The following is a 26,268-nucleotide window of genomic DNA, read 5'->3' as shown; positions in this document are numbered from 1 at the left end:
GTCAGGCTGGGTTAGTTGCGGTCAGTCGCATCAAAGATAAAGGGCTGACCAGTGGCTTTGTCGGCCAGAGTGCCTTCCCACATGACCTGATGCCCCCGAATGATGGTGCCGGTTGGCCGGCCGGTAATGCTCATGCCGGTAAAAGGTGACCAGCCGCATTTTGAGGCAAGCCATTTGTCTTCAATTGTCCAGGTGGCCTTGAGGTCAACAACAGTGAAGTCAGCATCATAGCCAACAGCAATCCGCCCTTTGCGTACAAGGCCAAACAGGCGCTGTGGCCCCGCTGATGTCATGTCGACCAGGCGGCGCAGTGTGAGGCGACCCTGTGCAACATGGTTAAGCATAAGCGGCAGGAAGGTCTGCACACCAGGCATGCCTGAAGGGGTGGCGGGGTATTCTTTGCTCTTTGCTTCAATGGAGTGTGGCGCATGGTCAGACCCCATAATGTCAGGCAGCCCCTGGCTGACCCAGTGCCACAGGCCATCGCGATGTGCGCCTGAGCGAATCGGCGGGTTCATCTGGGCATAGGTGCCCAGGCGTGCATAGGCTTCTTCACCCGCCAGTGTCAGATGCTGAGGGGTAAGCTCACAGCTGGCAATGTCGCGATGTTGCGAAATCAGTTCCAGCTCCTGCGGGGTGGTAACATGCAGAATATGCACTCTGCGGCCTGTCTTACGCGCCAGACGCAGAGCACGGGTTGTGGCGCGTAATGCGGTTTCATCATCACGCCAGACAGGATGAGAGGACGGATCACCTGAGACACGAATATCGAGTCGTTCTTTCAGGCGTTCCTCATCTTCAGCATGAATAGCAATGCGACGTGAGCCAGAACGCATGATCCGCTCAAGAATGCTGTCATCTGACACCAGCAGGTTGCCGGTTGATGACCCCATGAAGATTTTAATGCCTGCTGTGCCGGGTAATTTTTCAAGCTCACCACACAGATCAGCATTATCTGTCGTAGCCCCGACATAAAAAGCATGCTCACACCACATCCGTTCACGCGCGCGGCTGAGTTTGTCAGCAATGGCTTCAGGGGTTGAGGTGGTGGGTTTTGTGTTGGGCATTTCAAAAACGCCGGTAACTCCGCCGAGCACAGCAGCACGGCTGCCAGATTCGAGGTCTTCATTCTCGGTCGCACCGGGCTCACGAAAATGTACCTGGGTATCAATGACACCGGGTAAAACGGTCAGACCTGTGCAGTCCTGCACACGGGCAGCTTTGCCCTGGCCACCAATACGGGCGATACGGCCATTTTTGACATAGATGTCGGTGATAACTGTGGCATCGGGCAGCACAACGCTGCCACCTTTGAGCACCAGATCATAGGTGTCGTCAGAATGACTATGAGAGAGAGGCATGCTGCTGCTCCTGAAAAAAAGAAAAAGGGTGGGCAGAATAACTCAGGGTGTGTGTGGTGTTTCACGCGTGCGGGTGCGCATGGTTACCAGCTCTTCTGCCGAGGTCGGGTGGATGCCAACCGTGCGGTCAAAATCGATCTTTTTCAGGCCTGCAGTTACAGCAACGGCAAAGCCCTGCATAATTTCAGCAGCATCATCGCCCAGCATATGCACGCCGACCACCTTCTGGCTGGCCTGATCAACCACCAGTTTCATAACGGTTTTCTGTTCTCTGCGTCCGCTCAGCGTGTGGCGCATGGGGGTAAAACGCGAGAGATAAATATCAACTGCACCATTGCGTGCGGCTTCTTCCTCACTCAGTCCGACAGAAGCCAGAGGAGGGGTGAAGAACACAGCCTTAGGGGTGGTGTCGATTGACCATGTACGGGCCGGGTCTTTGCCAAACAGCCTGTCAGCCAGATTGTGCCCCTCAGCAATGGCAACGGGTGTAAGGTTAATGCGGTCAGTCACATCGCCAATGGCATAAATACCAGGCTGAGAGGTCTCCTGCGTATCATCGACAATAATACGACCGCTTTTTTCTGTTTTAACGCCGGCTTTCTCCAGCCCCAGATTACCAGCTTTAGGGCGTCGGCCGGTGGCAAACATCACGCAGTCTGCATTGAGTGTTGTGCCATTATCCAGGGTTACGGCGTATCCGGTGCCGGTTCGTATGATTTCCTGTGGCGAGGCGGAGGGGTGTTGCTGAATCCCCTTTGCGTTAACCGCCTCTTTCACCGCCGTTCGCATATCCTGATCAAATCCGCGCAGCGGTTCAGGCTGACGGTAGACCAGGTCAACCCGTGACTCCAGGCCCGCAAAAATGCCGGCAAATTCGAGGCCAATATAACCGCCACCGATGATAACGACGGATTCGGGTCTTTCTTTCAGGTAGAAAGCCTCGTCAGAGGTAATGGCCAGCTCAGCACCGGGAATGTCGGCTCTGACAGGTTCTGAGCCTGTTGCAATGATAATTTTTTTTGCGCTCACAGTCTGCGCCTTAGCGTCAGGGGCCAGGGCCGAAGGCATGATGCGCACAGTATGTGCATCTTCAAACTGGGCATGACCCGTAAACAGGGTAATGCCAGCCTTTTCGAGCATAGAGATATAGATACCGTTCAGACGTGTAATCTCTTTGTCTTTAGCGGCAATCAGTTTGCTCCAGTCGTGTGTGCCCCGGGTGTTTGACCACCCAAAGCCTGCGCTGTCGTCAACGAGCGCCCCATATTCGCTGGCCTGCACCATGAGCTTTTTGGGCACACAGCCCAGGTTAACGCATGTGCCACCCCAGTGGCGGCTTTCAACAACCGCCACACGGGCACCATGCCCCGCTGCTATGCGAGCACACCGCACACCGCCTGATCCGGCACCAATAACAAGAAGGTCAAAATCGTGGGGCATGGTGTGAGCTCCTTATGCAGCAGAGATGTAGCAGGGTAAAAACAGCTTATCAGCGTTCTGCGAACGCTTTTTCAACCACGTAAGAACCAGGGTTAGACATGTTGCCTTCGTCAAAGCCGCGTGCCTCAAGCAGGGCCTCGGTGTCAGCCAGCATTTCCGGTGACCCGCAGATCATGACGCGGTCATGCTCCGGGTCGAGCTCAGGAATGTTGAGATCACGGAAGATCTGCCCGTTTTCGATCAGTGTGGTGATACGGTCGGTCACGGCAAAATCTTCACGGGTTACAGCCGGGTAGTAGAGCAGTTTGGCGGCGATATCTTCCCCGAGGAACTCATGCTGTGGCAGCTCGTGGCGAATGTGGTTGGCATAGGCCAGCTCGCCTGACACGCGCACGGTGTGGGTCAGAATAACGCGGTCAAATTTTTCATAGCAGGCAGGGTCCTTGATCAGGCTCATGAAAGGAGCGAGGCCCGTGCCGGTTGAAAGGAAATATAGGTTGCGGCCAGGGCGCAGGTTATCAAGAATAAGCGTGCCTGTTGGTTTGCGGCCAACCAGAACAGTATCGCCCACTTTAACGTGACGCAGGCGTGATGTCAGAGGACCATCTTCAACCGCGATGGAGAGGAACTCAAGTTCGTCTTCATAGTTAGGAGAAGCCAGAGAGTAAGCACGCAGCAGTGGCTTGCCGTTGAGTTCCATCCCGATCATGGCGAACTGACCATTTTCAAAACGCAGGCCCGGGTCACGTGTCGTGGTGAAGCTGAACAGTCGCTCTGTCCAGTGATGAACGGTCAGAACTTTTGCAGGGTAGAGATGCGCATATTCTTTGGTCGGTGGTGCAAGGTGCCACATGCCTTCGTGGCCTTCGACGGGCAGCACGCCATCAGGCACTTCAGAGGCAGAGAATTTCGGCAGGGCATCAAAAGAAGGTCCGCTCAGTGTTTCTGATGAGGTGACAGACATGGCCGCTTTATACTCCGTTTATACAGATCAAAGAAAAAGCCCGGTTACCTGGTCTGTGCGTTCTGGCCAGTTACGCCCGAATGACACAGGAGCTTTAATCCGGGGGCGTATTTTTCCGGTGCTGGCGGCGTTTTTAAGGGCAGAGGCGGGTTTCTGCCAGTCCTAAAGTGTAATTTCTCCGTTGCGTGTGCGTTATGTGGCCTCAGAGATGCATTTTTATATGAAGTTTTTTCGAAAAAAGAGCCTGCATGAGCTCAGGGGCATTGTTCCTCACGTCAGGATGACGCATGAGTGATCTATGACATCAGAACAGTATGCGTCCCCCGCCCGAGAGGCTTTTGTCCAGGTTATGTCCCGCACAGGGCTGTCTGTTGAGGCCCGTGAAGAACCTGAAATTCTGCGTCGCGTTGCCAGGGCTCTTGAGCCCGGTGCCCGTGATATTTCTGATGAAGCTTTTCGCTCGATTCTGTGTGTTGTCAGACGTAAAAAGCGTATCTCCCGTCTGATCGATCTGACACGTCGCAGTGGCCGTATCTGGGTCACCCGTGATGAGATAGAAGAAGCTGTCAGTACACTGACAGACCCTGATGCCGACGATGCAGCCCTTGAGCGGGCATTAGCTCCGGTGGCTGAGGCGCGCCTGCGTGCCTACGCCAGCACACCGCGTAAGGCATTTGATGCGATTCAGGCTGACCTGCTTGATACCGGGCGGGTATTATCACCTGGTCAGGTTGACCTGCTGCTGCTGGCTGTTGCTGTTGCGTTTGGTCTGCCTGACGGCGATCCATTTCTTGAAACGGTACGCCGTGAAGAAACTCAGAGGCAGAAGGCAGCTCATGCCATTGAGCGCACTGCTCAGGAAAGACGTCAGAGCGAAGAGCAGCGTCTTGCTGAGTGGGAGGCAAGTCTTGTCTCTTTTAAAGACGTGCCACGTCTGCTGCGGTGTTCGCACAAAGAGGCTTTGCGCTGGATTGCCGAGAATCGTCTGCCGGTTGCGCGTAAGGTCAGCGAATCGGGCGGGCGTGAGCGGTGGGAGTTTGATCCTGCTGAGCTGATTACCCTGCGTGATAAGCTGAGTGAGTGGCGTGACCAGGGTTCTCCTGTTGCAGGCAGCCCCAGAGTGCAGCCTGATATGGGCCGTAAGGTTGCCAACTCGGTGATTGCCCGCGTGGCGGCTCTGGACCGCTATGCCGCGCATTTTCGTACAGCCCGCTCGCTTAACCGGCGTATTACGCTGGTGACCGGCCCTACGAACAGCGGTAAGTCATACACTGCACTGAACGCGCTGGCTCAGGCTGAAAGCGGCCTGGCTCTGGCGCCGCTGCGCCTGCTGGCACATGAGTTCCGCGAGGCTCTGGCATCGCGCGGTGTAGAGGCTTCTCTGGCAACGGGGGAGGAGCGTATTGTTGTGTCGGGGAGTCGTCACCTGGCTGCAACGGTTGAGATGTGCCCTTTTCATAATCCGGTCGATGTGGCTGTGATTGATGAAGCACAGATGTTATTTGACACAGACCGTGGTGCGGCATGGACCGCTGCGATTATGGGTGCACCTGCCCGCCATTTATATGTGCTTGGTGCGCCGGACTGTATTCCTATGGTGCGTCGTATTGCCGAGCTGTGTGGTGATCCGCTGGATGAAATTACGCTTGAGCGTAAAAGCCCGCTGCACCCCTCCGGCCACCCGGTCAGGCTGGCTGATCTTGTGGCTGGTGATGCCCTTATTGCTTTCTCACGTCGTGAGGTGCTTGATCTGCGGGCTGCGCTTATGCAGCATGGTCGTCGGGTTGCTGTAGTTTATGGTGCACTCAGCCCTGAAGTGCGTCGTGCTGAGGCACAGCGTTTTAATTCGGGCGGTGCAGATATTCTGGTTGCCACTGATGCTATTGGCATGGGGCTTAATCTTTCTATCAAACGCGTTATTTTTGCGGCTCTGAAGAAATTTGATGGTAGCCAGACCCGTGACCTGCGTGTGCAGGAAGTCAAGCAGATTGGTGGCCGTGCCGGGCGTTATGGCAAACATGAAGTGGGTGAGGTGGCCGTGCTGGCCGGTGCTGGCAGCCCGGCTTTTTTGCGTCGTCAGCTTGAAGCCGGCGCAGAGCTTCCTGATGATTTACGCCCTTATGTGCAGCCTGATGCAGATATTATTAAGGCTGTGGCGGCTGAAATTGGTTCAGACAGCCTTTACGGTGTGCTGGCTCGTATTCATCGGGCTGTATTGCGTAAAGATGACCCGAATTATCGTCTGGCAGATATGGAGCAGGCTTTTGCGATTGCTTCAGCCCTTGAGGGGGTGGAAGGCCTCGACCTGGTAACGCGCTGGTCTTATGCCATGTGCCCGGTTGATGACCGTGATAATGGTATTAAGCGCCTTATTGGCTGGGCTGCTGACCATGCTGCCGGGCGGCGTGTGCATCCTCCTGGCACGGGGCATCTGGTTCCGGGTGAGCGCGCCGGGCGTGAAGAGCTTGAGCGTGCAGAAAAACGCCATAAAAGGCTTGTGGCCTGGCGGTGGCTGGCGTTGCGCTTCCCTGATTTTTATCCTGAACGGGAAGAGGCCGAGGAAACGACACGGAAACTGAATGACTGGATTGAAACTGTGCTGCGCCAGCACAGTCATACCCGCACAGCCAGTAGCCGTGAGCGTCGCGGGCCGCCAAAAGATGGCGGCCGTAAAAAAATTACCATGCCACGCCGGTAAGGCGCTCGGAAACATCCCACAGCCGTTCAGCTGTGCTGGTTTTGCGTGCTTCGGCCGGCACGCGGGCTGGCCCAGGCTGGCCGCGTCTTTCCTGAGAGCCCTGCGGGCCATAATAATCACCATCGCAGGCATCGGGAGAGAGGGCGGCATAAAGCGAGGCCTCGGCACCGCGTGCGGCTGACTGCCCCATAAGGCGAAGCACAGCACCACCGGCAGTGCGTTGCAGTATACTCAGAGCCGGGGGCGTAGAAGCTGCCGGACCATTGGCAATGATTGAAGTTGAAGACCAGCCCGGATGTGCTGCGCGGGAATGCAGTGCCCAGCCTGCCTCTCCGGCTTTGCGGGCAAGTTCGCGGGCAAACAGCAGGTTTGCCAGCTTACTTTGCTGATAGGCTGTGAACGGGCTGTAGTGATGACGAAACTGCAGGTCATCAAAATGAATATGTGTTTTGTGAGCGGCCAGGCTGGCGACAGTTACAACGGTACCGCCTCCTCTGGCAGCCTGAAGCAGCGGGCGCAGGTGGCTTGTCAGAGCAAAATGCCCCAGATGGTTAGTTCCGAACTGCAGCTCAAATCCGTCCAGTGTTTCCTGCCTGCGCGGGGGAGCCATGACACCGGCATTATTAATTAAAAAATCGAGCTGCTCAGTGTGGTTAAACACAGAATCAGCACAGGCTTTGACAGAAGCGAGAGACGCAAGGTCAAGCTGTAATAGCTGTGCCTGAACGCCAGGACAACGCTGAGACAGAGCTTTAAGAGCCTCTTCCCCTTTTGCTGGGTTGCGTACCGGCAGCAGGAGTTTTGCTCCTCTTTTTGCCAGGCCACAGGCTGTTTCAAACCCGAGACCACTGTTGCCCCCTGTGACCAGCGCAACGCGCCCGCTCAGAGAAGGCTGTCTGGAGGTGACAGACCATTTATGCCAGACACTCATGCGGATGGAATCCGCAGATGTTCGTTTTGTTCAGCTGCTTTCAAGGCTTCCTCCGTCAGACGTTTTTCATTCTTCTTGAGAAACAGAAACGATGTGCCGATTACGATGACGGCACAACAGCCCGCAACAATAGCGAGAGGGCCGGAAAGTTTGAAAATTTCGTTACCCAGAAGATAAGTGCAAAGGGTGTATCCCCCTGCCCAGCATACGCCACCCAGCGCATTATACCAAAGAAAGGTATGCCATGGCATGTGATTGGCACCAGCCAGCAAAGCTACAAACATGCGCAGCACAGCAACAAAACGCCCAAGAAATACGACCGGGCCGCCATACTGAAAAAATACGTAACGCCCCAGCAAAAGCCGCTCTGAGGTCAGACCGATTTTCGGGCCGTGTTTTTGTAAAAGTTTCAGCCCAAGCCGGCGGCCAATCAGATAACCAAAATTGTCACCCATAATGGCGCCGGTGACTCCTGCAATCATGACACCGGCTATGCTGAGTTTATGTGTGGTTGCACAAAACAGAGCTGAACCAATCAGCAGAGTTTCTGCCGGTAAAGGTAACCCCATGCTTTCAAGCATGACAACGACGCCAATTGCACCATAGCCATACTGTAACAAAAGGCTGCTCAGATGTTCAGCAGAGAAAAAAGAGTGCAGAGAGTGTAACAGGGTCTGAGGTCCGTTATTATTTGTTAATATAAGGTGAGGTAGCAGGAACTGTTTTGCTGGCTGAGTGTCAAGCCTGAGCGTAAGAAAGAGTACGTTTCCTTATGAAATACGGTACCCGGCTGTGATAAATTAAGCAGATTTTTGTATCATGAGAGGAGACGGAATGTCTGATTTACCGAAAGCCTTGCTTAAAAAGGCACATCAGAAACCTTTGCCGTGTGGCACATGGCCCTCTCCGGTTACGGTAGATCTGGTTGCTGGCAAGGCTCTGGCACTGTCAGAGGTTAGTGTCGATGGCACTTCAGTTTACTGGCTTGAGCGTCGTCCTTCAGAAAAAGGACGAACAGTTCTGTGCTGCTGGCAGGATGAGCAGGGTATTTCAGATGCACTGGGTGCTTCTTATGATGTTGGCACGCGTGTTCATGAATATGGTGGCGCACCCTATGCCGTGTGTAAGAATGTTATTGCTTTCTCTGAAAAGCGCACAGACTTTCTCTGGTTACAGCCCGCTGGGTGTGTTGGTGAAGCGATATGCCTGCGTCGTTGTGACGGGCTGCGTTATGCTGACCTGCGCTTCTCGTCTGATGGTACAGTGTTGTTTGCTGTCAGAGAAGATCATCGCGCTGAGGGTGAGCCAAAGGCAGCCCTGGTTGCTTTCTCTGTCCCTGATAACTTTACTCCTGACAGCGCTCCTCCGGTTGAGGTTGTGCTGCGGGAAGGGCCTGATTTTCTTTCATCGCCTTCTCTTTCACCTGATGGACGTTTTCTCGTCTGGATTGAGTGGCACCACCCCGATATGCCCTGGGATACCACGCAACTTTGTCATGCACGCCTGCTGCGTGATGAAAATGGATACGTGACAGGGTTAGGTGACGAAAAAATCCTGGCAGGAAATGGTGCCCCCGAGTCGCTTCTTGAACCATGCTGGACAAAAGATGGCCGCTTATACGTTCTTTCTGACAGAGAGGGTGCCTGGACTTTATGGGAGGCAGAAACCCGAGTCGCACAAACATTACTGACCAGATGCCCGGTGCCTGAGGGGGAGATTGGTCAGCCTGCCTGGGTATTTGGCCAGCGTAGCTACCAGCTTCTGCCTGATGGAGGGGTTCTCGCTCTGGTAGTGCAGAACGGGAGTTCGCGCTGTGTTTTCATAGCTCCTGATGGTCAGAGCAGGACTGTCAGTGCGTCACCCGAGCAGTGCCCGTTAATGCTGAGTGACGGACGATATGCCTGGCTTGAGGTGGCTTCTGACGCATTGCCGGCTGTAGTTGTGGGCACTATTGCTAAGGGAGTACAGCACAGGCTGCGGTGTGCGGCGTCACTTACTCTGGCACCCGAAGATATTTCAGTCGCGCAAACAGTTCGTTTTCCGCTCGAAGCCGGTGGAGAGCCTGTGGGGCATGCATTTTTCTATCCTCCTGCCAGCAGTCAGGCCTCAGTGCCTGAGGGGGAGCGCCCACCTATGATTGTGCTTGTGCATGGCGGACCAACCGCCAGGGCGCAGGAGGGATTTTCTTTTAAAATTCAGTGGTGGACCTCACGCGGGTTTGCCGTGCTAGACGTGAATTATGGGGGATCAACCGGGTTTGGCCGCTCCTGGCGTGAACGCCTTAAGGGCGCATGGGGCGTAGTTGATGTGGCAGACTGCATTGCCGCATGTCAGTTTATGTGTACGACAGGCAAAATTGACCCGGATCGTATCAGTATTCGTGGTTCAAGCGCCGGGGGTATGACTGTGCTGGTGGCGCTGGCGACGTCATCATTGTTTGCCGGAGGAGTCAGCCTTTACGGAGTGACAGATTTACGGGCTCTGGCGGCAGAAACGCATAAATTTGAGGCACGCTATCTTGATGGTCTGATCGGTCCCTGGCCTGAAGCCGAATCGGCTTATATCGAGCGTTCACCGCTGACTGTAGCAGCAAAAATTCGTAGTCCCGTGCTGTTGTTGCAGGGAGCAGAGGATAAAGTAGTGCCGCCCGCACAGGCTTATGCAATGGAAGCAGCACTGAAAGAAGCTGGTACACCCTGTTTTCTTCACGAGTTTCCGGGTGAGGGGCATGGTTTTCGTCAGGAGAGCACGCTGCGGATCGCTCTGGCTGAAGAAGTTGCTTTTTACGGGCGTATTTTTGGCTTCACCCCTCCCTCTCATTCCTGAGAGGGCAGGCCTTGTCAGCTATCAGGTGAGCATAAAAAAACCAGGAGGACAAAATGTCTTCCTGGTTTGAGAAACTGATAGAATGATCAGATCAGGTTCAGAGTTTTTCGACCTGATTATATTCCAGATCAACCGGTGTAAGGCGGCCAAAGATAGAAACACTGACCTTGAGGCGTGCTTTCTCTTCGTCGACTTCTTCAATAACACCATTGAAAGATGTAAAGGGACCATCAGCAACGCGGATCTGCTCACCAACCTCAAAAGTGACAGCAGAGCGAGGGTGCTCAAGGCCTTCTTTGGTCTGGTTGATAATCCGTTCTGCTTCAGCGGCAGAGATAGGGGAAGGACGGTTTCTGTTGCCCAGAAAGCCTGTGACCTTTGGTGTATCCTTAACAAGATGCCAGGATTCGTCGGTCATTTCCATTTTAACGAGCACATAGCCAGGGAAGAACTTACGTTCTGCGCTTACTTTCTGACCACGACGCACTTCGATCACTTCCTCTGAAGGGACCAGAATTTCATCAATATGGTCAGACAGGCCTTTTTGCTCAGCCTGCTCACGAATGTGCTCAGCTATTTTTCTTTCGAAGCCCGAATAGACGTGGACCACATACCAGCGTTTGGCCATGTCGCTTCCTCAGCCTCCCAGCCCGAATAATTGACGCATACCAAGACCAATCAGCTGATCCACGGCGAAAAAGAATAATGATGCCAGGCTGGCCATAGCCAGAACCGCACCTGTTGTAACCAGAGTAGCACGTCGTGTGGGCCAGGTAATCCGTTTGGCCTCGGCACGTACTTCACGCAGAAACTTACCGGGACTGACCGACACGTTACTTCCTCTCTTCACGTTATCCGGCCCGTTTCACAAACGGGAACAAAGCAGATAACCTAAAAACTGAACCTTTTGCACTGACCAAAGGCTGTCTCTGACAGATCAGCTTTCGTTCAGGACGAAATGGCAGGGGTGGAGGGTCTCGAACCCACAACCTCCGGTTTTGGAGACCGGCACTCTAGCCAATTGAGCTACACCCCTGCAAAATGGCCGCAACAAACGTGTCCGACCCTAAGCACTATAACCGCTAGCGGGTTATATGACCAGAGCCGTTAACGTCTGGCGGACGCCGGAAGAAAATATTTTCTCGACATAAAGTCAAGAGGAAAAATCACGCCAGCTGTTAATACATGCTATAACGGCAAAAAGAATGATCAGGGGGTTGCTAAGAGGTGTATTTTGGGAGTATGGAGTGCTCCAGGAGCGCGGGCGTAGCATAGTGGTAATGCTGTAGCCTTCCAAGCTACCGAGGAGGGTTCGATTCCCTCCGTCCGCTCCAGAATCCTCAAAATTTAGCCGAATCCCATATCTGTTAAAAAATGGGGTTTTTTAACGCCGCGGCTTTATTGTCGGGTTTTCTGCTGTTGTGTGTGGCTTTTAAGTTTGTTCTGCCCGCTGAGCCAGAGAAACAGAGCTTTTCAGGGGAAGCGGATACGTGATTTCGAGCGTGAAGCCTGTAAAAAGTGTAAGATCTGAGGGTTACGCTGGTTGCACGAGTTGGTGTCTCATGCTAGAGGCCGCGCCGATAGATGCTTGATGGTCTGAATCATCAGGCCCGAAAGTGGAGTCATAACGTGAAATGCCGGCGCGCAGAGATGGAAAGAACCCCCAGGACGTGGTGACCTCAGGCGTAACGACAGAACACTCTCCTGCTTATGTTGCAACCGGCCCGGAAGGCCGCTACGCAACAGCGCTTTATAAGCTTGCAGAAGAGCAGAAGCAGCTTGATACAGTGCTCGATGAGGCTGACGCTCTTGCGCGCCTTATTGATGAGAGCGCGCCGCTGCGCACGGTTTTGTCTGACACAAGGCTGGATACAGCCGTTCAGAAAAAAGCTATTTTCGCTGTTCTTGCCAGCCAGGGGTTTGGCGAGACAATCAGGAATTTTGCAGGCGTGGTTACGACGAATCGTCGTCTTCCGATACTGCGCCGCATTCTTGAGGTATTTAGTGAGCTGGCAGCCGCACGTCGCGGTGAGAGTGTGGCTGAAGTTGTTTCAGCTCAGGCTCTGACCGACGCGCAGCGTGATCAGCTTAAACTCAGTCTGGCGCAAGCCGGTTACGCCCAGGTGGTGGTGCGTGAAAGTGTTGACCCCTCTCTGCTCGGCGGTCTCGTCGTGCGTGTGGGTGCAAGGCTTTACGATGCCAGTATTCAGACCCGCCTGTTCCATTTGCATTACGCCATGAAGGGAGCCGCGTGATGGAAATCCGTCCCGCAGAGATTTCGGATATCCTCAAGCAGCAGATCGCGTCATTTGACAAAGAATCTGAGGTTGTAGAAGCCGGTACAGTACTATCCGTAGGTGATGGTATTGCCCGTGTTTACGGCCTGCAGAATGTCATGGCCGGTGAGCTTGTTGAGTTTCCGTCCGTTGGCCAGAAAGGTATGGCCCTTAACCTTGAGAGCGACAGTGTTGGTGTCGTTATCTTCGGTGACTGCGTTGACATTCGCGAAGGTGATACGGTTACCCGCACAGGTAGCGTTGTCGAAGTACCAACAGGTCGTTCGCTCCTTGGTCGCGTTGTTGATGGTCTTGGTAACCCGATTGACGGTAAAGGCCCGCTGGCTGACGTAGAAATGCGTCGTGCAGAGGTTAAAGCTCCTGGTATTATGCCACGTCAGTCTGTCAGCGAGCCAATGCAGACCGGTATTAAAGCTATTGACGCTCTGGTGCCGATTGGCCGTGGTCAGCGTGAGCTTGTTATTGGTGATCGTCAGACCGGTAAAACCACAATTCTTACTGATACCATTCTCGCTCAGAAAAGCGTTAATGATCTCGGTGATGACAAAAAATCTCTCTACTGCATTTATGTTGCTGTAGGTCAGAAACGCTCTACCGTTGCGCAGCTGGTTCGCCTTCTCGAAGAGAAAGGCGCGATGGAGTATTCTATCGTTGTGGCCGCAACGGCTTCTGATCCGGCTCCGCTGCAGTATCTCGCACCTTACGCAGCCTGCGCAATGGGTGAGTATTTCCGTGATAACGGCATGCACGCACTGATCTGCTACGATGACCTGTCTAAGCAGGCCGTTGCTTATCGTCAGATGTCTCTGCTTCTGCGTCGTCCGCCAGGTCGTGAAGCTTATCCGGGTGACGTGTTCTATCTGCACTCACGTCTGCTTGAGCGCGCTGCAAAAATGGCTGACAGCCATGGCGGTGGTTCACTGACAGCTCTGCCGGTTATTGAAACTCAGGCTGGTGACGTTGCTGCTTATATTCCGACCAACGTAATTTCTATTACCGATGGTCAGATCTTCCTTGAAACCGACCTTTTCTACCGTGGTATCCGTCCGGCTGTGAACGTTGGTGGTTCTGTGTCTCGTGTTGGTTCTGCTGCACAGATCAAGGCAATGAAACAGGTTGCCGGTAAGATTAAACTGGAGCTGGCTCAGTATCGCGAAATGGCTGCCTTCTCGCAGTTTGCATCTGACCTTGATCCGATCACACAAAAACAGCTGTCACGTGGTGCGCGTCTGGTTGAGCTGCTTAAACAGCCTCAGTCTTCACCGCTGACAGTTGAAGAGCAGGTTGTTGTTCTGTTTGCCGGCACACGTGGCTTTATTGATGCAATTGACACCAAAAAAGTTGTGGAGTGGGAGCAGAGACTTCTTGTTGAACTGCAGAGCAGCGGAAAAGATATTCTGAATGCTATTCGCAACGATCGCCAGGTTTCAAAAGAAACTGAAGCTGGTCTGACAGAATATCTCACTGCCTTTAACCGTAACTTCAACGCCTGAGGCAGGAGGAGTTATGGCTTCCCTTAAGGAACTTCGCGCCAGAATCGGAAGTATCAAGTCTACGAAGAAGATCACGAGCGCTATGAAAATGGTGGCAGCTGCAAAGCTGCGCCGTGCTCAGGCCCGTGCTGAATCTGCCAGACCTTATGCTTCTGCTATGCGTCGAATGATGGCTGAACTGGCGGGAGCGACCGTCGGGGAAGAAGGTGGTCCATTACTGCTGACAGGAACAGGGAAGGATAAAATTCACCTTCTCGTTCCGTTGACCAGTGATCGTGGCCTGTGTGGTGGTTTTAACGCCAGCGTACATCGCCTGACAGAGCGGTTGATCCGCCGTCTTCAGTCTGAAGGTAAAACGGTTAAACTTCTGCCTGTTGGCCGTCGTGCGATCAGTTATTTCTCTCGTGAGTATTCTGATCTTATCGTTGATAAGATCATGGGTATTCCCGGAGATGTTCCGTTTTCTGTCGCTGAAGGCCTGGGCGTAAAAATCAATGCTCTGCTTGAAGCCGGCGAAATTGATGTCTGTGAACTCGTGTTCAACAAGTTCATCAATGCTATGTCACAGGTTCCACAAAAACAGCAGCTGGTGCCGCTGGTTGTGGAAGATGCTGCAGAGACATCGGCTGTCGCTGATGAGAACAAGGCGTTGTATGACTTTGAGCCGGATGAAGAAACTCTTCTGTTCCGGCTTCTCCCTAAAAACCTTCAGGTGCAGCTGTATGCTGCGCTGCTGGAGACAGCCGCAGGTGAGAACGGTGCCCGTATGACTGCGATGGATAATGCGACGCGTAACGCTGGTCGCTCTATCGATAGTCTGAGCCAGGTTTATAACCGGACCCGCCAGGCCAATATTACTAACGAACTGATTGAAATCATTTCGGGCGCACAGGCTGTCTGAGCCCGCTTATTTTGCCCCGCAGGAGCTGACCTATGTCGGATACTAAAACTCAGACCCAGGCCTCTGCCGCCAAGGAACACAGTGCTTCCGGCCGCGTTACCGAGATCAGAGGTCCTGTTGTTGACGTGCAGTTTGAAGGTGATCTGCCAAAGATCCTCGATGCCCTTCATGTTAAACTTGGCGATCAGACCCTTGTGCTCGAAGTTGCTCAGGAAATTGGTGAGCACGAAGTACGCTGCATCGCGATGGACACCACAGATGGCCTGGTACGTGGCGCAGAGGTGATCAACACAGGTGCGCAGATTTCTGTGCCTGTTGGTCCTGAAACACTTGGTCGTATTCTGAACGTTACCGGTGAGCCAATTGACGAAAAAGGCCCGGTTAAAGCAACACGTCGCGCCCCTATTCATCGTGACGCACCTTCTTTTGAAGAGCAGGCTGCTGCTTCTGAAATTCTGATGACCGGCATTAAGGTTGTTGACCTTCTCTGCCCGTACCTCAAAGGTGGTAAGGTCGGTCTGTTCGGTGGTGCCGGCGTTGGTAAAACCGTTATTATTCAGGAGCTGATCAACAACATTGCTAAGGCACATGGTGGTGTGTCTGTATTTGCCGGTGTTGGTGAACGTACCCGTGAAGGTAACGACCTGTATTATGAAATGCAGGATGCCGGCGTTATCAAACTGGATGAAGAAAACAACACAGACGGCTCTAAAGTGGCTCTTGTGTTCGGTCAGATGAACGAACCACCAGGTGCCCGTGCCCGCGTTGCACTGACCGGCCTGACTCTTGCGGAATATTTCCGTGATGAAGAAAATCAGGACGTTCTGTTCTTCGTTGATAACATCTTCCGTTTCACACAGGCTGGTTCAGAGGTGTCTGCGCTTCTGGGTCGTATTCCGTCAGCTGTGGGTTACCAGCCAACTCTGGCAACAGAGATGGGTGCCCTGCAGGAACGTATTACATCGACCAAAAAAGGGTCGATTACATCCGTTCAGGCTGTTTATGTTCCTGCTGACGATCTTACCGATCCGGCTCCTGCAGCAACCTTTGCTCACCTTGATGCAACAACCGTTCTGAACCGTTCGATTGCTGAAATGGGCATCTACCCTGCTGTTGACCCGCTCGATTCGACATCGCGTTCTCTCGATCCTTCAATCGTAGGTGAAGAGCATTACGCTGTTGCCCGTGAAGTGCAGCGTATTCTGCAGACTTATAAATCTCTGCAGGATATCATTGCTATTCTGGGTATGGATGAGCTGTCAGAAGACGATAAACGTCTGGTTGCACGCGCCCGTCGTATTCAGCGCTTCCTGTCACAGCCTTTCCATGTGGCTGAAGTCTTTACAGGTGCTCCTGGTAAACTGGTTGCCGTTGCTGACACAGTTCGTTCGTTCAAAGCGATTTGTGCTGGTGAGTATGATCATCTTCCTGAAGCAGCTTTCTACATGGTTGGTACCATTGAGGAAGCCGTTGCTAAGGCTGAAAAACTGAAAGAATCGGTTTAATACCGGTTCTTCGAAAGGAGCGCACTCATGCCGGTCCAGCTGGATATCATCAGTCCTGAAAAAGTTCTGGTGTCGCGTGAAGTTGAGATGGCTGTCATCCCCGGTGCAGAGGGTGATATCGCAGCAATGCCAGAGCATGCTCCTGTCATGCTTTTGCTGCGCGGCGGTGTAGTTTCTCTTTATGAGAACGGTGTTGTGACAGATCGTTTTTTTGTCGAAGGCGGTTTTGCTGACATTACGGCTGACCGTTGCACTGTTCTGGCTGACAGGGCAGTCCCGGTTTCAGAGATTTCAGTGGATGAGGCAACAGCCCGTCTTGAAGAGCTGACAACATTGTGGGGCCGTTCTGATAAGCACGATGACCCACAGAGTATCGACGCCCTTCAGGCGCAGATTCTTTCAGCCCGTGCTGAAATTGATGCAGCTTCTGCTGCTCACTGAGCTCTGTCGTTCTGGTATTGTTAAAAAAAGCCACCGTAAGGTGGCTTTTTTTATAACTTCCTGAAAATATTTAGCCGCGGCCGCGATAGGTCGGGACATTTTGTGAGGGAATCCACACGTCTTCAGGTGGGGTGCCTGTTTGCCAGAAAACATCAATAGGCATACCGCCGCGTGGGTACCAGTAGGCACCAATACGCAGCCATACAGGAGAAAGCAGGTCAACGAGAGTTGTTGCGATCTGAACAGAGCAGGCTTCGTGAAATGCACCATGATTACGAAAGCTGGTCAGAAAGAGCTTGAGTGATTTGCTTTCGACAATCCACTGGTCCGGCACATAGTCGATAACGATATGTGCAAAGTCAGGCTGCCCTGTTACGGGGCAAAGCGAAGTGAACTCAGGGGCCGTAAAGCGCACAAGATAGTTCTTGTCAGGGTGGGGTGCAGCAACACGTTCAAGCACAGCTTCCTCAGGGCTTGCCGCTGCCTGTATCTGCCGGCCTAGCTGTGTCAGTGCTGAGTGATTTTCATCAGAGTTTGACATAACTGATTTCCTTTTTTGTTACTTCAGTCAGAAAGACGCATATTGCCTCTCTCTTTCACGTGATCGGGGAAAAATGAGAGGCTTACATAACTTCTTTTTTTATATGAATTATGCGAAAAGAGGCTATGCACAAGTTTTCAGTTTCTGATTTTCCTGCCCCTCGCCTGATTTCTGAGACGGACGAACTGGCTGAAGCCGTTGCCCGCCTGCGTCAGGAGCCTTTTCTCACGGTTGATACCGAATTTATGCGTGAGAACACCTACTGGCCTGAGCTATGTCTTGTTCAGATTGGTGGTGCCGCTGAAGTTATTTTGATTGATGCTCTGGCTGAAGGCATAGACCTTGCGCCTCTGGCAGAGCTGTTTGCTGATACATCAGTGATTAAAGTGTTTCACGCTGCCCGTCAGGATCTGGAAATTTTTCTCCATTTGTTTGATGCTCTGCCTGTACCGGTATTTGATACGCAGGTGGCGGCCATGGTCGCGGGGTATGGTGACCAGGTGGGGTATGACAGCCTTGTGGGGTCACTAACCGGGTATGGTATTGATAAAAGCCACCGTTTTACAGACTGGTCAGTGCGCCCTCTCTCTGATGCTCAGCTCAGTTATGCCGCAGGCGATGTGACCTGGCTACGACTGGTATATGAAAAACTGATCAGTAAACTGACGCATGAAGACCGGCTTGACTGGGTTGCTGATGAAATGGCTGAGCTGGCTCTGCCTGAGACGTTTCGTCCTGACCCGGAAAAGCAGTGGGAACGTTTGCGGGCCCGCACCGGCAACCGTCGTATGCTTGGCGTGTTACGTGCGGTGGCTGCATTGCGCGAGCGTGAGGCACAACGTGTTAATGTGCCACGTCAGCGCCTTCTTAAAGATGAAAGCCTGCTCGAAATTGCAGCGACGCAGCCTCTTGCAACTGATGCACTTACGCGGGTCAGAGGTGTTTCGCGCGGGCTGGCAGAAGGGCGTACCGGGCTTGCACTAATTGAGGCTGTTAAACAGGCACAAAAACTGCCTGATGCTGACCTGCCATCTTTGCCTAAAGGGCGTGGTAAAGATTCTAATCGTCCTTCCGGTGCACTTATGGCTCTTCTGAAGGTCCTTCTGGCTGCGGCATGTGAGCAGCATGATGTTGCACCACGCCTTGTGGCTTCTGCTGATGAGCTGGAGGCACTGGCACTGGACCCGTTGCAGCCTAATCCGTTACTGGCGGGGTGGCGCCGTAAAATTTTTGGCGAGGCGGCTCTTTCTCTTTGTCAGGGTGAAGTTGCCCTGGCAATTAAAGGAGGGAAAGTTGTTCAGATTCCCTGTGATCCTTCATCCTGAACAGAAGGAAGGATCACAAAGGGCTGATTGCTTCAGATGCTTGTATCAAGCCAGGTATTGGCCAGTGGCCTTGCCCCGACATGTGAAATGATTTCAGAAGCAGCGACAGAGGCCAGGCGTCCGCACTCTGGTAATGTGCGGCCTGATGTCAGACCTGCCAGGAAACCTGCCGCATAGGCATCACCGGCACCGGTTGTATCAACCACCTGTGTCGGGACGGGTGACACTTTGGTGATAGTGCCATCGTGAATAACCACGCTGCCTTCAGCAGAGCGTGTCAGAGCGGCAAATTTTGTATCCTTCAGTACATGCTGTGCAGCAACGTCGAAGTTCTCAGTCTCGTAAAGTGAGCAGATTTCGTCTTCGTTGGCAAAAAGAATATCGACATGGTTACGTACCAGTTCGAGAAAAGCTTTTCTGTGACGGCTCACGCAAAACGGGTCAGACAGGGAAAGCGCAACCTGACGATTGTTTTCATGGGCCAGGGTAGCAGCCCGGCGAAAAGCTTCCTGCGCGTGCGGGGGGTCAAACAGGTACCCTTCAAGATAAACGATACGTGAAGCAGCGATGACATCAGGCAATACATCATCTGCTGTAAATTGCGTGCATGCCCCCAGGTAAGTTGCCATGGTGCGCTGCCCGTCGGGTGTAACCATGACAATGCATCGTGCTGTAGGCAGGTTTTCGCTGGTGCGTCCATCAAGCGGAGCTGAAGGGAAAGCGACATTATTTTCACTCAGATCTTTAGCAAACTGCACACCGGCTGTATCGCCGGCTACTTTGCCAAGATAAGCAACTTTTGCGCCCAGCTGAGCCGCAACAACGCAGCTGTTAGCAACTGAGCCACCGCCCATAGTGCGTTCTGCATTAAAGCTGGCAGTGAGGTTATCGGCTCGTTCTGCATCAATCAGCGTCATGCTGCCCGGGATGAGATTCTGCTGTTCGAGGAAAGCAGGTGAGACAGTACCTAAAATATCCGTGATCGCATTACCGATCCCGAGGATATCGTATTTAATCTGTTCTGAGTTCATTATACGCTAATATCCCGAAAAAGAGCTGAAAGTTTGTATCGATATACCTGCCGCCACAAAAAGGGCAACAGAAAGACGTAAGCTGTTCTTGCCGCCTGAGTATGTGGCTGTATAACAAATGAGCAAGGTTCATCTTTACTCTGCAGGCAGGGGAACGGTGGGCTTTATTGAAATAAACTGTCTGATAACGGGCAGTCAGTATGGCGGGGGTGTTTTTGTTTAGAAGACGCAAACCAGAAGAAACCAGGCCAGGGACAGCTGGTACAGATAAGCAGACTGATCAGTCTGCACCTGGCGGGCCTAAAGGGTCTTTTGATACTATTTTTTCTCCTTCTGGCGGGTCAAAGCCGTACGCCCCTGGCGGCAATGGAACGTCAGATTCTACTTCAAAACAAGTAAAGGAACCCCCTATGGGTCGTGCTCCTCTTCCTCCTGGCTCTCCGCTCTCTCCTGGCGCTGCCGTTCCTCCTATTCCGGGTGCATCGCGTATGCCTCAGCCACAGGGCCAGATGCAGCAGCCTAAAAAAGAACCTGTTGAACAGCGTACGCTGGTTGTCGGTCGTGGCATCAGCGTTCAGGGCACGGTGCAGGAAGCTGAACGCCTCGTTGTTGAAGGCACAGTTGAATCCAGCATGATCGCAGCGAAAGAGCTGATCGTTATGCCTGGTGGCCTTTTTCGCGGCAGCGTAGAAGTTGAAAGTGCTGAAGTCGCAGGTACAGTTGATGGCACATTAACAGCACGTGGCAGTCTGAGCCTGCGTGCAACCGGCCGTTTACTGGGTAAAGCAGCCTGCCGTCGTCTGAAAGTTGAAGACGGTGGTCAGATTACAGGTCAGCTGGAAATGCTGTCTGATGACAGCAGCAAAAGTTCATTCTCTGCTGATAAAAATAGCTCAGCAGGCTGATATTCCGACTGCATCACCTCTTTCCTTTTAAAGGAAAGAGGTGATGTCCGAAGGGCGATTAGTGACTATCGCGCCTGTCGCGGAGTTTGACATAAGCGATCTGAGCATGCTCACCGCAGTAGGGCTTGCCAGGTAAAGGTGTCGCACCACAAAAATGAAAACCCGGGGTGCCGGGGTCACCTATAGGCCAGCAGCATGACGGACCACGGCGTTTTTTCGTATCCGGGTCTGGTATACGGCTGAGCGCAGGTTTTGCTGCCGGGCGTACTGGCGCACGTTGTACAGGCTCAGGCTTTACAGCTTTAGGTGCGGCGACCTGTACAGGCGCTGCAACGGAAGCAGGTTTTATTTCTTTAGGGGCTTTTGGTTCAGCCGCTGCTGGCCTGGGGGCTGCTTTTGGCTCAGGCCGGGGCTGAGTAGCCGCAGGTTCAGCTGCTTTAGCAGTTTTTGTTTTGTCCGCTGTTGAATCGTCTGCCGAAGCAGAGACGGGTTTTTTCTCGCTGCGACGAATGGGAGAAGGACGAGCAGGCAGACCAAGCCTGTGTGCTTTACCAACTACAGCATTTTTTGTGATGGAAAGACGACGGCCAATCTCGGCTGTTGAGAGCCCCTCTGTCCAAAGTTCTTTCAACCGGGAGATTGTTTCCTCGGTCCACTCCATTTATGCTCACCTTAAAATTGTCGTGTTACCAGACAGAGAAACATATTTCTCTTTAGCGCATAGTAGTGTCAGAATGGTTTTTTCTTCAAGCTGAAAGCCGTAAAATCATCAGACAGTTATCAGAATACAGATATATGGTTTTCTGGCAAAGCTGAAAATACCTGCCATAATATGTGTTTATTTTGTTTGTTACACTGTCAGAATGTAAGGGTAGAATAATGGACGTAAAAGCTGCTGTTGCCTTTAAGGCAGGAGAGCCACTCAGAATTGAAACCGTGCAGCTTGGTGCACCCAGAGAGGGTGAAGTGCTGGTTGAAATTAAGGCTACCGGTTTGTGCCACACTGATAAATATACTTTGTCAGGGGCTGACCCTGAAGGGCTTTTCCCGGCGATCCTGGGGCATGAAGGGGCAGGTGTTGTTGTGGAGACCGGGCCAGGTGTCAGGCATCTCAAACCTGGTGACCATGTTATTCCGCTTTATACGCCCGAGTGTCGCGAATGTAAGTCGTGCCTGTCGCGTAAAACAAATCTGTGCACTTCAATTCGGTCTACCCAGGGCAAAGGCCTGATGCCTGATGGTACATCACGCTTTTCGTTTAAGGGGCAACCGGTTCATCATTATATGGGCTGTTCCACATTTGCTAATTATACAGTGCTGCCGGAAATTGCACTGGCTAAAATTCGCCCGGATGCACCATTCGATAAAGTTTGTTACATCGGGTGTGGTGTAACAACCGGTATCGGTGCCGTTTTGTTCACAGCGCAGGTTGAAGCGGGTTCTACCGTCGTTGTGTTTGGCCTGGGTGGTATCGGGCTGAATGTTATTCAGGGTGCAAAAATGGTTGGTGCCGACCGTATTATCGGTGTCGATCTTAACCCTGCCCGCGAAGAGATTGCCCGTAAATTCGGTATGACCGAGTTTGTAAACCCGGCAGATCTTGGCCCTGGTGGTGATCTTGTCGGACATATTATCGAGATTACAGGCGGGGGCGCTGATTATACATTTGAGTGTGTGGGTAATACAACTCTGATGCGTCAGGCTCTGGAATGTGCACACCGTGGCTGGGGTGTTTCAACAGTTATTGGTGTTGCCGGTGCAGGGCAGGAAATCAGCACCCGTCCGTTCCAGCTGGTAACAGGCCGTCGCTGGATTGGCTCAGCTTTTGGTGGTGCACGCGGGCGTACTGATGTGCCGAAAATTGTTGACTGGTATATGGAAAACCGGATCAATATTGACGATCTTATCACCCATAAAATCCCTCTTGAGCAGATTAACGAGGGTTTTGATATGATGACACGAGGCGAAACAATTCGTACCGTTGTTGAGTACTAAGCCGCAGCGAGCATGAGTTTAGAAAAAAGGAAGCCCGCGAAAGAGGGCTTCCTTTTTTTATATCTGAAAAAATTATTTTTCAGCGTTTGAAAGCACTTCGAAAAGTAACTCTTTAGGGCGGCATACACGGGTGCCTAAGGGGGTTGTCACAACAGGACGGTTCAATAGCTCAGGGTGTTGTGCAATTGCATCGAGCAGACTTTCATCAGAGAGGCTTTTGTCTGCCAGGTTCAGAGAGGTATATAACTCCCCTTTCGGGCGAACAAATGTACGGGCCGGCTGGTTGCTTGTCGCCAGCATGGTATTCAGCTGTTCGCGTGTAGGCGGGGTTTTCAGGTAAAGTATAATTTCAGGCTCTGTACCTGCTTCACGTATCATGTTGAGAACGGTGCGTGACGTGCTGCAGGCTGGGTTGTGATAAAGAGTAACAGTCATAAGGTATTTTCCTTCTTTATCATTGCAGCATATCACGCACTCTCAGAGAGTCGAATGACTGTTAACGGAAAAAACGTCGCATAATAAAATAGGCGATTCCGTAAAAAGAAAGATAAAGAAAAGGAATAAAGAAAATAACATTTTCAGGATCTGTCAGCATTACTAAACCTCCTGATCATCTGAGGCGGTTTCCTGAGCATCGAACAGGATAGCGCCGGCACCAGAGATGAGAATAATCATTACAGTGCCAATGACCCAGGCAAAATACCAGGGGCCCTGATCACCTACAAAAACAGCAAAAAGCAGAGCAACAACCAGAACAGCTGCAAGACCTGCCAGGCGTAAAAATTGCATAGTATGTCTCCTCAATAGCTGTGTGGATCGTTGGCGATCTCAGCTGTGCTGACCTTGCCACGCATGACATAATAACACCATGAGGTGTAAGTAATGATCAGTGGTATGAAAATGGTGCTGACAATTAACATGCATGTAAGCCCGTAAAGGCTGCCGGTGCTGTTCCATAATGTCAGACTCTGATCAGGCTTTGTTGTGGAAGGCATGAGGAACGGAAACATTGCCGCAGCCACAGTGCCGATAACGCCAATCCAGGCACTCATGCCGCACCACCATGCCAGAACGGTTTTTTTGAGTGTAACCAAAGCCGAGCCGCATATCATGCTGGCCAGCCCTGCAACAGGCAGAAGCCACAGGACAGGGTGTGCTGAGTAGTTAAGCAGCCATGCTCCTGCTGCTCTTGCAACATGCTGTCCATGCAGCGGGTTTGCAGGCATGGCGGTATTCACAGGTTCTGTAAGCATAAAACCCTGCATAAAGCAGATAAATACACCACCGGCGGCAAATAAAAATGCTGCCAGTACACCTGCGATCCGTGAGAAATTTCTGGCCCGGCTATAAATAGGGTCGTTACTGCGCAGCATAAGCATAACGCCACCCTGGTAAACACTCAGAGAAACAGAGAGCAGACCACACAGAATGACAAAAGGGTTGAGCAGATAAGAAATAAAAGAGCTGTCCTGGTAATATTGGCCTGTCCAGCTGAAATGGTAACCAACACCACTAAGGATGTTGCCAAAGGCAGCACCATAAATAAACATTGGTAAGAAACCAGAGATCAGGAAGGTCCAGTCCCAGCTGGCCCGCCAGCGGGTGCTATCTGCTTTTGAGCGATATTCAAATGCGACAGGACGAAGAATCATGCTGAATAACAGCATAATCATAACAAGATAAAAAACTGAAAAAGAAGTGGCGTAAAGAGTGGGAAATGCCGCAAAAATTGCGCCGCCACCTAAAACAAACCAGACCTGATTACCGTCCCAGTGTGGGCCAATAATGTTCAGCATCGTGCGGCGTTCAGCATCATCTTTGCCCACAAAGCGCAGAAGCGTGCCAACGCCCATATCCATCCCAACCATAAGGGCGAGACCAATCATGAGAAGGCACAGAATGCCTCCCCAGATCAGCTTGAGAATGGTATAAATATCCATAATAAAGTCCTTTCCCTTCTCACGTTTTTCAGTGTGCTGCGGGAGCGGCGGCGTTATGTGACAGAGCAGATGTGCCGTGTGTATCGTGCTCATCTGGTCCAAGGCGGGCAAATTTAAACATCAGATAAAGTTCAGCCGCGATGAAGATACTGTAAAGGAGGGCAAAGCCAGCCAGTGAAATGGCCATATATGTTACGCTATGCGTGGATGATGACAGAAAGGTTGGCAGTCTGTTAAAAACTGTCCAGGGCTGACGGCCGGCTTCAGCCGTAATCCATCCAAACTCGGTAGCCAGAACAGGCAGAGGGATAGACCACATGCACAGGTGTAAAATCCAGCGGTTGCGTTCGAGTTGTTTTTTGAGGCTGAGATAGGCAGACACAGCAAACAAAAGAAAAAAGGAAAGCCCCAGAAAAACCATAAGTCTGAAAGACCAGAAAACAACAAAAACATTAGGCAGGATAGCAGGTTTTGTAGCTTCTACGACTTTATTTACTTCATCCGGAGAGATGTTGGTGACATCCTGACCTGGTGCAAATTGTGTGGCCAGGAAACCAAACCCAAGATCTTCTTTGTGCTGACGGAAAGCATCCAGATCAGTCTGGTCATGTGTCTGACCATAGCGTTTTAAAGCCGAGAGCGCTTCGATGCCAGAGCGAATATGAGGCTCGGCTTCATTTTGTAGCTCATGCATGCCGGTAATCGGCTTATCAAACTCATGTGTAATCAGTGGTGTCAGAACGTAGGGGACACCGATTTCAAGGTAGTTCGTCTGCTTTTCATTATCAGGTAAAGCAAAAAGAAGCCAGGGGGCATAAGGTGGCTGGCTGGTTTCCCACAACCCTTCAATAGCGGCAATTTTTGTCGGCTGTTTTTCGTAATCCATGCGGCCAAGAACATCACCCAGAGTGATTACAGCTACAGTTGAAATAATGCCAAACAAGGCAGCCATACGAAAAGACCGGGCAGCGAATTGTCTGTGTTGTTTACGTAAAAGATAAAAAGAGCTGATACCCATGACGAATAAGGAGGCACATACGTAACCAGCAACTGACGTATGAACAAATTTAGCCTGCGCGTCAGGGTTGAAAACAACTTTTACAAAACTGTCGAATTGCAAACGCATTGTTTCAGGATCAAAGTGCGTGCCTTCAGGGACGTTCATGCTCGCATTGGCAATCAGAATCCACAAAGCTGAGAGGTTTGATCCCAAAGCAACCAGATATGTTATGGCAAGGTGAGCTGGTTTACTCAGGCGGTCCCATCCAAAAAACATCATGCCGACAAAGGTAGACTCCATAAAAAAGGCCATCAGACCTTCAATGGCAAGTGGTGTACCAAACATGTCGCCAAAATATCGTGAATACATGGACCAGTTGGTGCCGAATTCGAACTCCATGGTGATGCCGGTAGCAACGCCAAGTGCGAAATTGATACCAAAGAGCTTTCCCCAGAACATTGCCATGTCTTTGTAAATTTTGCGGCCGGTTACGACATAAACAGTTTCCATGGCAGCAAGCATAAATGTCAGTCCCAGTGTCAGAGGAACAAACATAAAGTGATAGAGAGCTGTAAGTGCAAACTGAAACCGTGAAAGCTCTACAACGGTTGGGTCGATCATATCCATTTAAAAAATCCTTTAAAAATCATAAAAAACAATATTTTTTAAGGCAT

24 protein-coding genes and 2 tRNA genes are annotated in these 26,268 nt (G+C 51.9%); 11 read left to right on the top strand and 15 right to left on the bottom strand.

All coding sequences use genetic code 11. The features are described 5' to 3' along the window. Nucleotides 1-11 precede the first annotated feature (11 nt). From GOB58_RS01365 to GOB58_RS01355, 3 genes are read right to left on the bottom strand one after another with little or no spacing between them, the layout of a single operon-like run. Nucleotides 12-1,361, bottom strand: coding sequence for a dihydroorotase (locus GOB58_RS01365; RefSeq protein WP_173559120.1), 1,350 nt, complete (start codon nucleotides 1,359-1,361; stop codon nucleotides 12-14). Nucleotides 1,362-1,403: 42 nt separating this feature from the next. Further along, complete coding sequence (gorA, locus tag GOB58_RS01360; RefSeq protein WP_173559119.1) at nucleotides 1,404-2,801, bottom strand: glutathione-disulfide reductase; 1,398 nt, start codon at nucleotides 2,799-2,801, stop codon at nucleotides 1,404-1,406. A 49-nt stretch (nucleotides 2,802-2,850) separates the two neighbouring features. After that, on the bottom strand, nucleotides 2,851-3,765 hold the full coding sequence (locus tag GOB58_RS01355; protein ID WP_369824724.1) for a ferredoxin--NADP reductase: 915 nt from the start codon (nucleotides 3,763-3,765) through the stop codon (nucleotides 2,851-2,853). A gap of 298 nt (nucleotides 3,766-4,063) precedes the next feature. Here GOB58_RS01355 and GOB58_RS01350 point away from each other — a divergent pair, with 298 nt between their 5' ends. Then, nucleotides 4,064-6,463, top strand: coding sequence for a helicase-related protein (locus GOB58_RS01350; protein WP_173559118.1), 2,400 nt, complete (start codon nucleotides 4,064-4,066; stop codon nucleotides 6,461-6,463). Here the strand turns inward: GOB58_RS01350 and GOB58_RS01345 are convergent. Next, nucleotides 6,444-7,394 carry an SDR family oxidoreductase gene (locus GOB58_RS01345; protein ID WP_086554314.1) on the bottom strand — a complete coding sequence of 317 codons (951 nt, stop codon included), beginning with the start codon at nucleotides 7,392-7,394 and terminating at the stop codon, nucleotides 6,444-6,446. The genes GOB58_RS01350 and GOB58_RS01345 overlap by 20 nt on opposite strands. Beyond that, a complete protein-coding gene (locus GOB58_RS01340; protein ID WP_086554313.1) occupies nucleotides 7,391-8,053 on the bottom strand; it encodes a DedA family protein in 663 nt (220 codons plus the stop codon). Before GOB58_RS01340 ends, GOB58_RS01345 begins: the two co-directional genes overlap by 4 nt. 175 nt (nucleotides 8,054-8,228) lie before the next feature. On the opposite strand from GOB58_RS01340, the gene GOB58_RS01335 reads away from it, so the two are divergent. Then, nucleotides 8,229-10,220, top strand: a complete 1,992-nt coding sequence (locus GOB58_RS01335) for a S9 family peptidase (protein WP_242005179.1) — start codon at nucleotides 8,229-8,231, stop codon at nucleotides 10,218-10,220. 97 nt (nucleotides 10,221-10,317) lie between these two features. On the opposite strand, the gene nusG is transcribed toward GOB58_RS01335, so the two are convergent. The 3 genes from nusG to GOB58_RS01320 all read right to left on the bottom strand — a co-directional run bounded on the left by nusG (nucleotide 10,318) and on the right by GOB58_RS01320 (nucleotide 11,256). Then, nucleotides 10,318-10,848, bottom strand: coding sequence for a transcription termination/antitermination protein NusG (nusG, locus tag GOB58_RS01330; RefSeq protein WP_086554311.1), 531 nt, complete (start codon nucleotides 10,846-10,848; stop codon nucleotides 10,318-10,320). A gap of 9 nt (nucleotides 10,849-10,857) precedes the next feature. Next, a complete protein-coding gene (gene secE, locus GOB58_RS01325; RefSeq protein ID WP_086554310.1) occupies nucleotides 10,858-11,052 on the bottom strand; it encodes a preprotein translocase subunit SecE in 195 nt (64 codons plus the stop codon). 127 nt (nucleotides 11,053-11,179) lie between these two features. Continuing rightward, nucleotides 11,180-11,256 (bottom strand) — tRNA-Trp (locus GOB58_RS01320). Between the two features lie 224 nt (nucleotides 11,257-11,480). On the opposite strand from GOB58_RS01320, the gene GOB58_RS01315 reads away from it, so the two are divergent. The 6 genes from GOB58_RS01315 (at nucleotide 11,481) to atpC (ending at nucleotide 16,857) form a co-directional block, all read left to right on the top strand. Then, a tRNA-Gly gene (locus GOB58_RS01315) sits at nucleotides 11,481-11,554 on the top strand. Nucleotides 11,555-11,854: 300 nt separating this feature from the next. After that, entirely contained in the window at nucleotides 11,855-12,475 is a 621-nt protein-coding gene (locus GOB58_RS01310) for a F0F1 ATP synthase subunit delta (protein ID WP_086554309.1), read from the top strand. Then, nucleotides 12,475-14,010, top strand: coding sequence for a F0F1 ATP synthase subunit alpha (gene atpA, locus GOB58_RS01305; protein WP_086554308.1), 1,536 nt, complete (start codon nucleotides 12,475-12,477; stop codon nucleotides 14,008-14,010). The genes GOB58_RS01310 and atpA overlap by 1 nt, the downstream gene beginning before the upstream one ends. Before the next feature lie 13 nt (nucleotides 14,011-14,023). Further along, entirely contained in the window at nucleotides 14,024-14,911 is an 888-nt protein-coding gene (locus tag GOB58_RS01300; protein ID WP_086554307.1) for a F0F1 ATP synthase subunit gamma, read from the top strand. A gap of 32 nt (nucleotides 14,912-14,943) precedes the next feature. Continuing rightward, nucleotides 14,944-16,416, top strand: coding sequence for a F0F1 ATP synthase subunit beta (atpD, locus tag GOB58_RS01295; protein ID WP_086554306.1), 1,473 nt, complete (start codon nucleotides 14,944-14,946; stop codon nucleotides 16,414-16,416). Nucleotides 16,417-16,443: 27 nt separating this feature from the next. Beyond that, a complete protein-coding gene (gene atpC, locus GOB58_RS01290; protein WP_086554305.1) occupies nucleotides 16,444-16,857 on the top strand; it encodes an ATP synthase F1 subunit epsilon in 414 nt (137 codons plus the stop codon). Nucleotides 16,858-16,927: 70 nt separating this feature from the next. Here the strand turns inward: atpC and queF are convergent, their stop codons facing one another. Continuing rightward, nucleotides 16,928-17,398 (bottom strand): preQ(1) synthase, encoded by a 471-nt coding sequence (gene queF, locus GOB58_RS01285; protein ID WP_086635202.1) that lies wholly within the window; start codon nucleotides 17,396-17,398, stop codon nucleotides 16,928-16,930. 125 nt (nucleotides 17,399-17,523) lie between these two features. Between queF and rnd the strand changes: the two genes are divergently transcribed. Beyond that, on the top strand, nucleotides 17,524-18,723 hold the full coding sequence (gene rnd, locus GOB58_RS01280; protein WP_173559116.1) for a ribonuclease D: 1,200 nt from the start codon (nucleotides 17,524-17,526) through the stop codon (nucleotides 18,721-18,723). Nucleotides 18,724-18,755: 32 nt separating this feature from the next. Here the strand turns inward: rnd and GOB58_RS01275 are convergent, their stop codons facing one another. After that, nucleotides 18,756-19,754: an adenosine kinase gene (locus GOB58_RS01275; protein ID WP_086554303.1), complete on the bottom strand. Its 999-nt coding sequence runs from the start codon at nucleotides 19,752-19,754 to the stop codon at nucleotides 18,756-18,758. Nucleotides 19,755-19,954: 200 nt separating this feature from the next. Between GOB58_RS01275 and GOB58_RS01270 the strand changes: the two genes are divergently transcribed. Then, nucleotides 19,955-20,659 (top strand): bactofilin family protein, encoded by a 705-nt coding sequence (locus GOB58_RS01270; protein ID WP_173559115.1) that lies wholly within the window; start codon nucleotides 19,955-19,957, stop codon nucleotides 20,657-20,659. A gap of 58 nt (nucleotides 20,660-20,717) precedes the next feature. On the opposite strand, the gene GOB58_RS01265 is transcribed toward GOB58_RS01270, so the two are convergent. Next, nucleotides 20,718-21,320, bottom strand: a complete 603-nt coding sequence (locus GOB58_RS01265; protein WP_173559114.1) for a GcrA family cell cycle regulator — start codon at nucleotides 21,318-21,320, stop codon at nucleotides 20,718-20,720. 218 nt (nucleotides 21,321-21,538) lie between these two features. Between GOB58_RS01265 and GOB58_RS01260 the strand changes: the two genes are divergently transcribed. Next, nucleotides 21,539-22,654, top strand: coding sequence for an S-(hydroxymethyl)glutathione dehydrogenase/class III alcohol dehydrogenase (locus GOB58_RS01260; protein WP_086554301.1), 1,116 nt, complete (start codon nucleotides 21,539-21,541; stop codon nucleotides 22,652-22,654). 72 nt (nucleotides 22,655-22,726) lie between these two features. Here the strand turns inward: GOB58_RS01260 and arsC are convergent, their stop codons facing one another. The 4 genes from arsC to GOB58_RS01240 all read right to left on the bottom strand — a co-directional run bounded on the left by arsC (nucleotide 22,727) and on the right by GOB58_RS01240 (nucleotide 26,221). Then, complete coding sequence (gene arsC, locus GOB58_RS01255; protein ID WP_086554300.1) at nucleotides 22,727-23,089, bottom strand: arsenate reductase (glutaredoxin); 363 nt, start codon at nucleotides 23,087-23,089, stop codon at nucleotides 22,727-22,729. Nucleotides 23,090-23,251: 162 nt separating this feature from the next. Then, entirely contained in the window at nucleotides 23,252-23,443 is a 192-nt protein-coding gene (locus tag GOB58_RS01250) for a hypothetical protein (RefSeq protein WP_086554299.1), read from the bottom strand. Nucleotides 23,444-23,454: 11 nt separating this feature from the next. After that, on the bottom strand, nucleotides 23,455-24,594 hold the full coding sequence (gene cydB / locus GOB58_RS01245) for a cytochrome d ubiquinol oxidase subunit II (RefSeq protein WP_173559113.1): 1,140 nt from the start codon (nucleotides 24,592-24,594) through the stop codon (nucleotides 23,455-23,457). A 28-nt stretch (nucleotides 24,595-24,622) separates the two neighbouring features. Beyond that, a complete protein-coding gene (locus GOB58_RS01240; RefSeq protein ID WP_086554297.1) occupies nucleotides 24,623-26,221 on the bottom strand; it encodes a cytochrome ubiquinol oxidase subunit I in 1,599 nt (532 codons plus the stop codon). Nucleotides 26,222-26,268 lie beyond the last annotated feature (47 nt).

The sequence above is a fragment of the Acetobacter thailandicus genome, assembly GCF_011516655.1.
In the GTDB taxonomy this organism is placed as follows: domain Bacteria; phylum Pseudomonadota; class Alphaproteobacteria; order Acetobacterales; family Acetobacteraceae; genus Acetobacter; species Acetobacter thailandicus.
The sequence above is the reverse complement of the archived record's forward strand: the minus strand, read 5'-3'. Positions and strand labels throughout refer to the sequence as shown.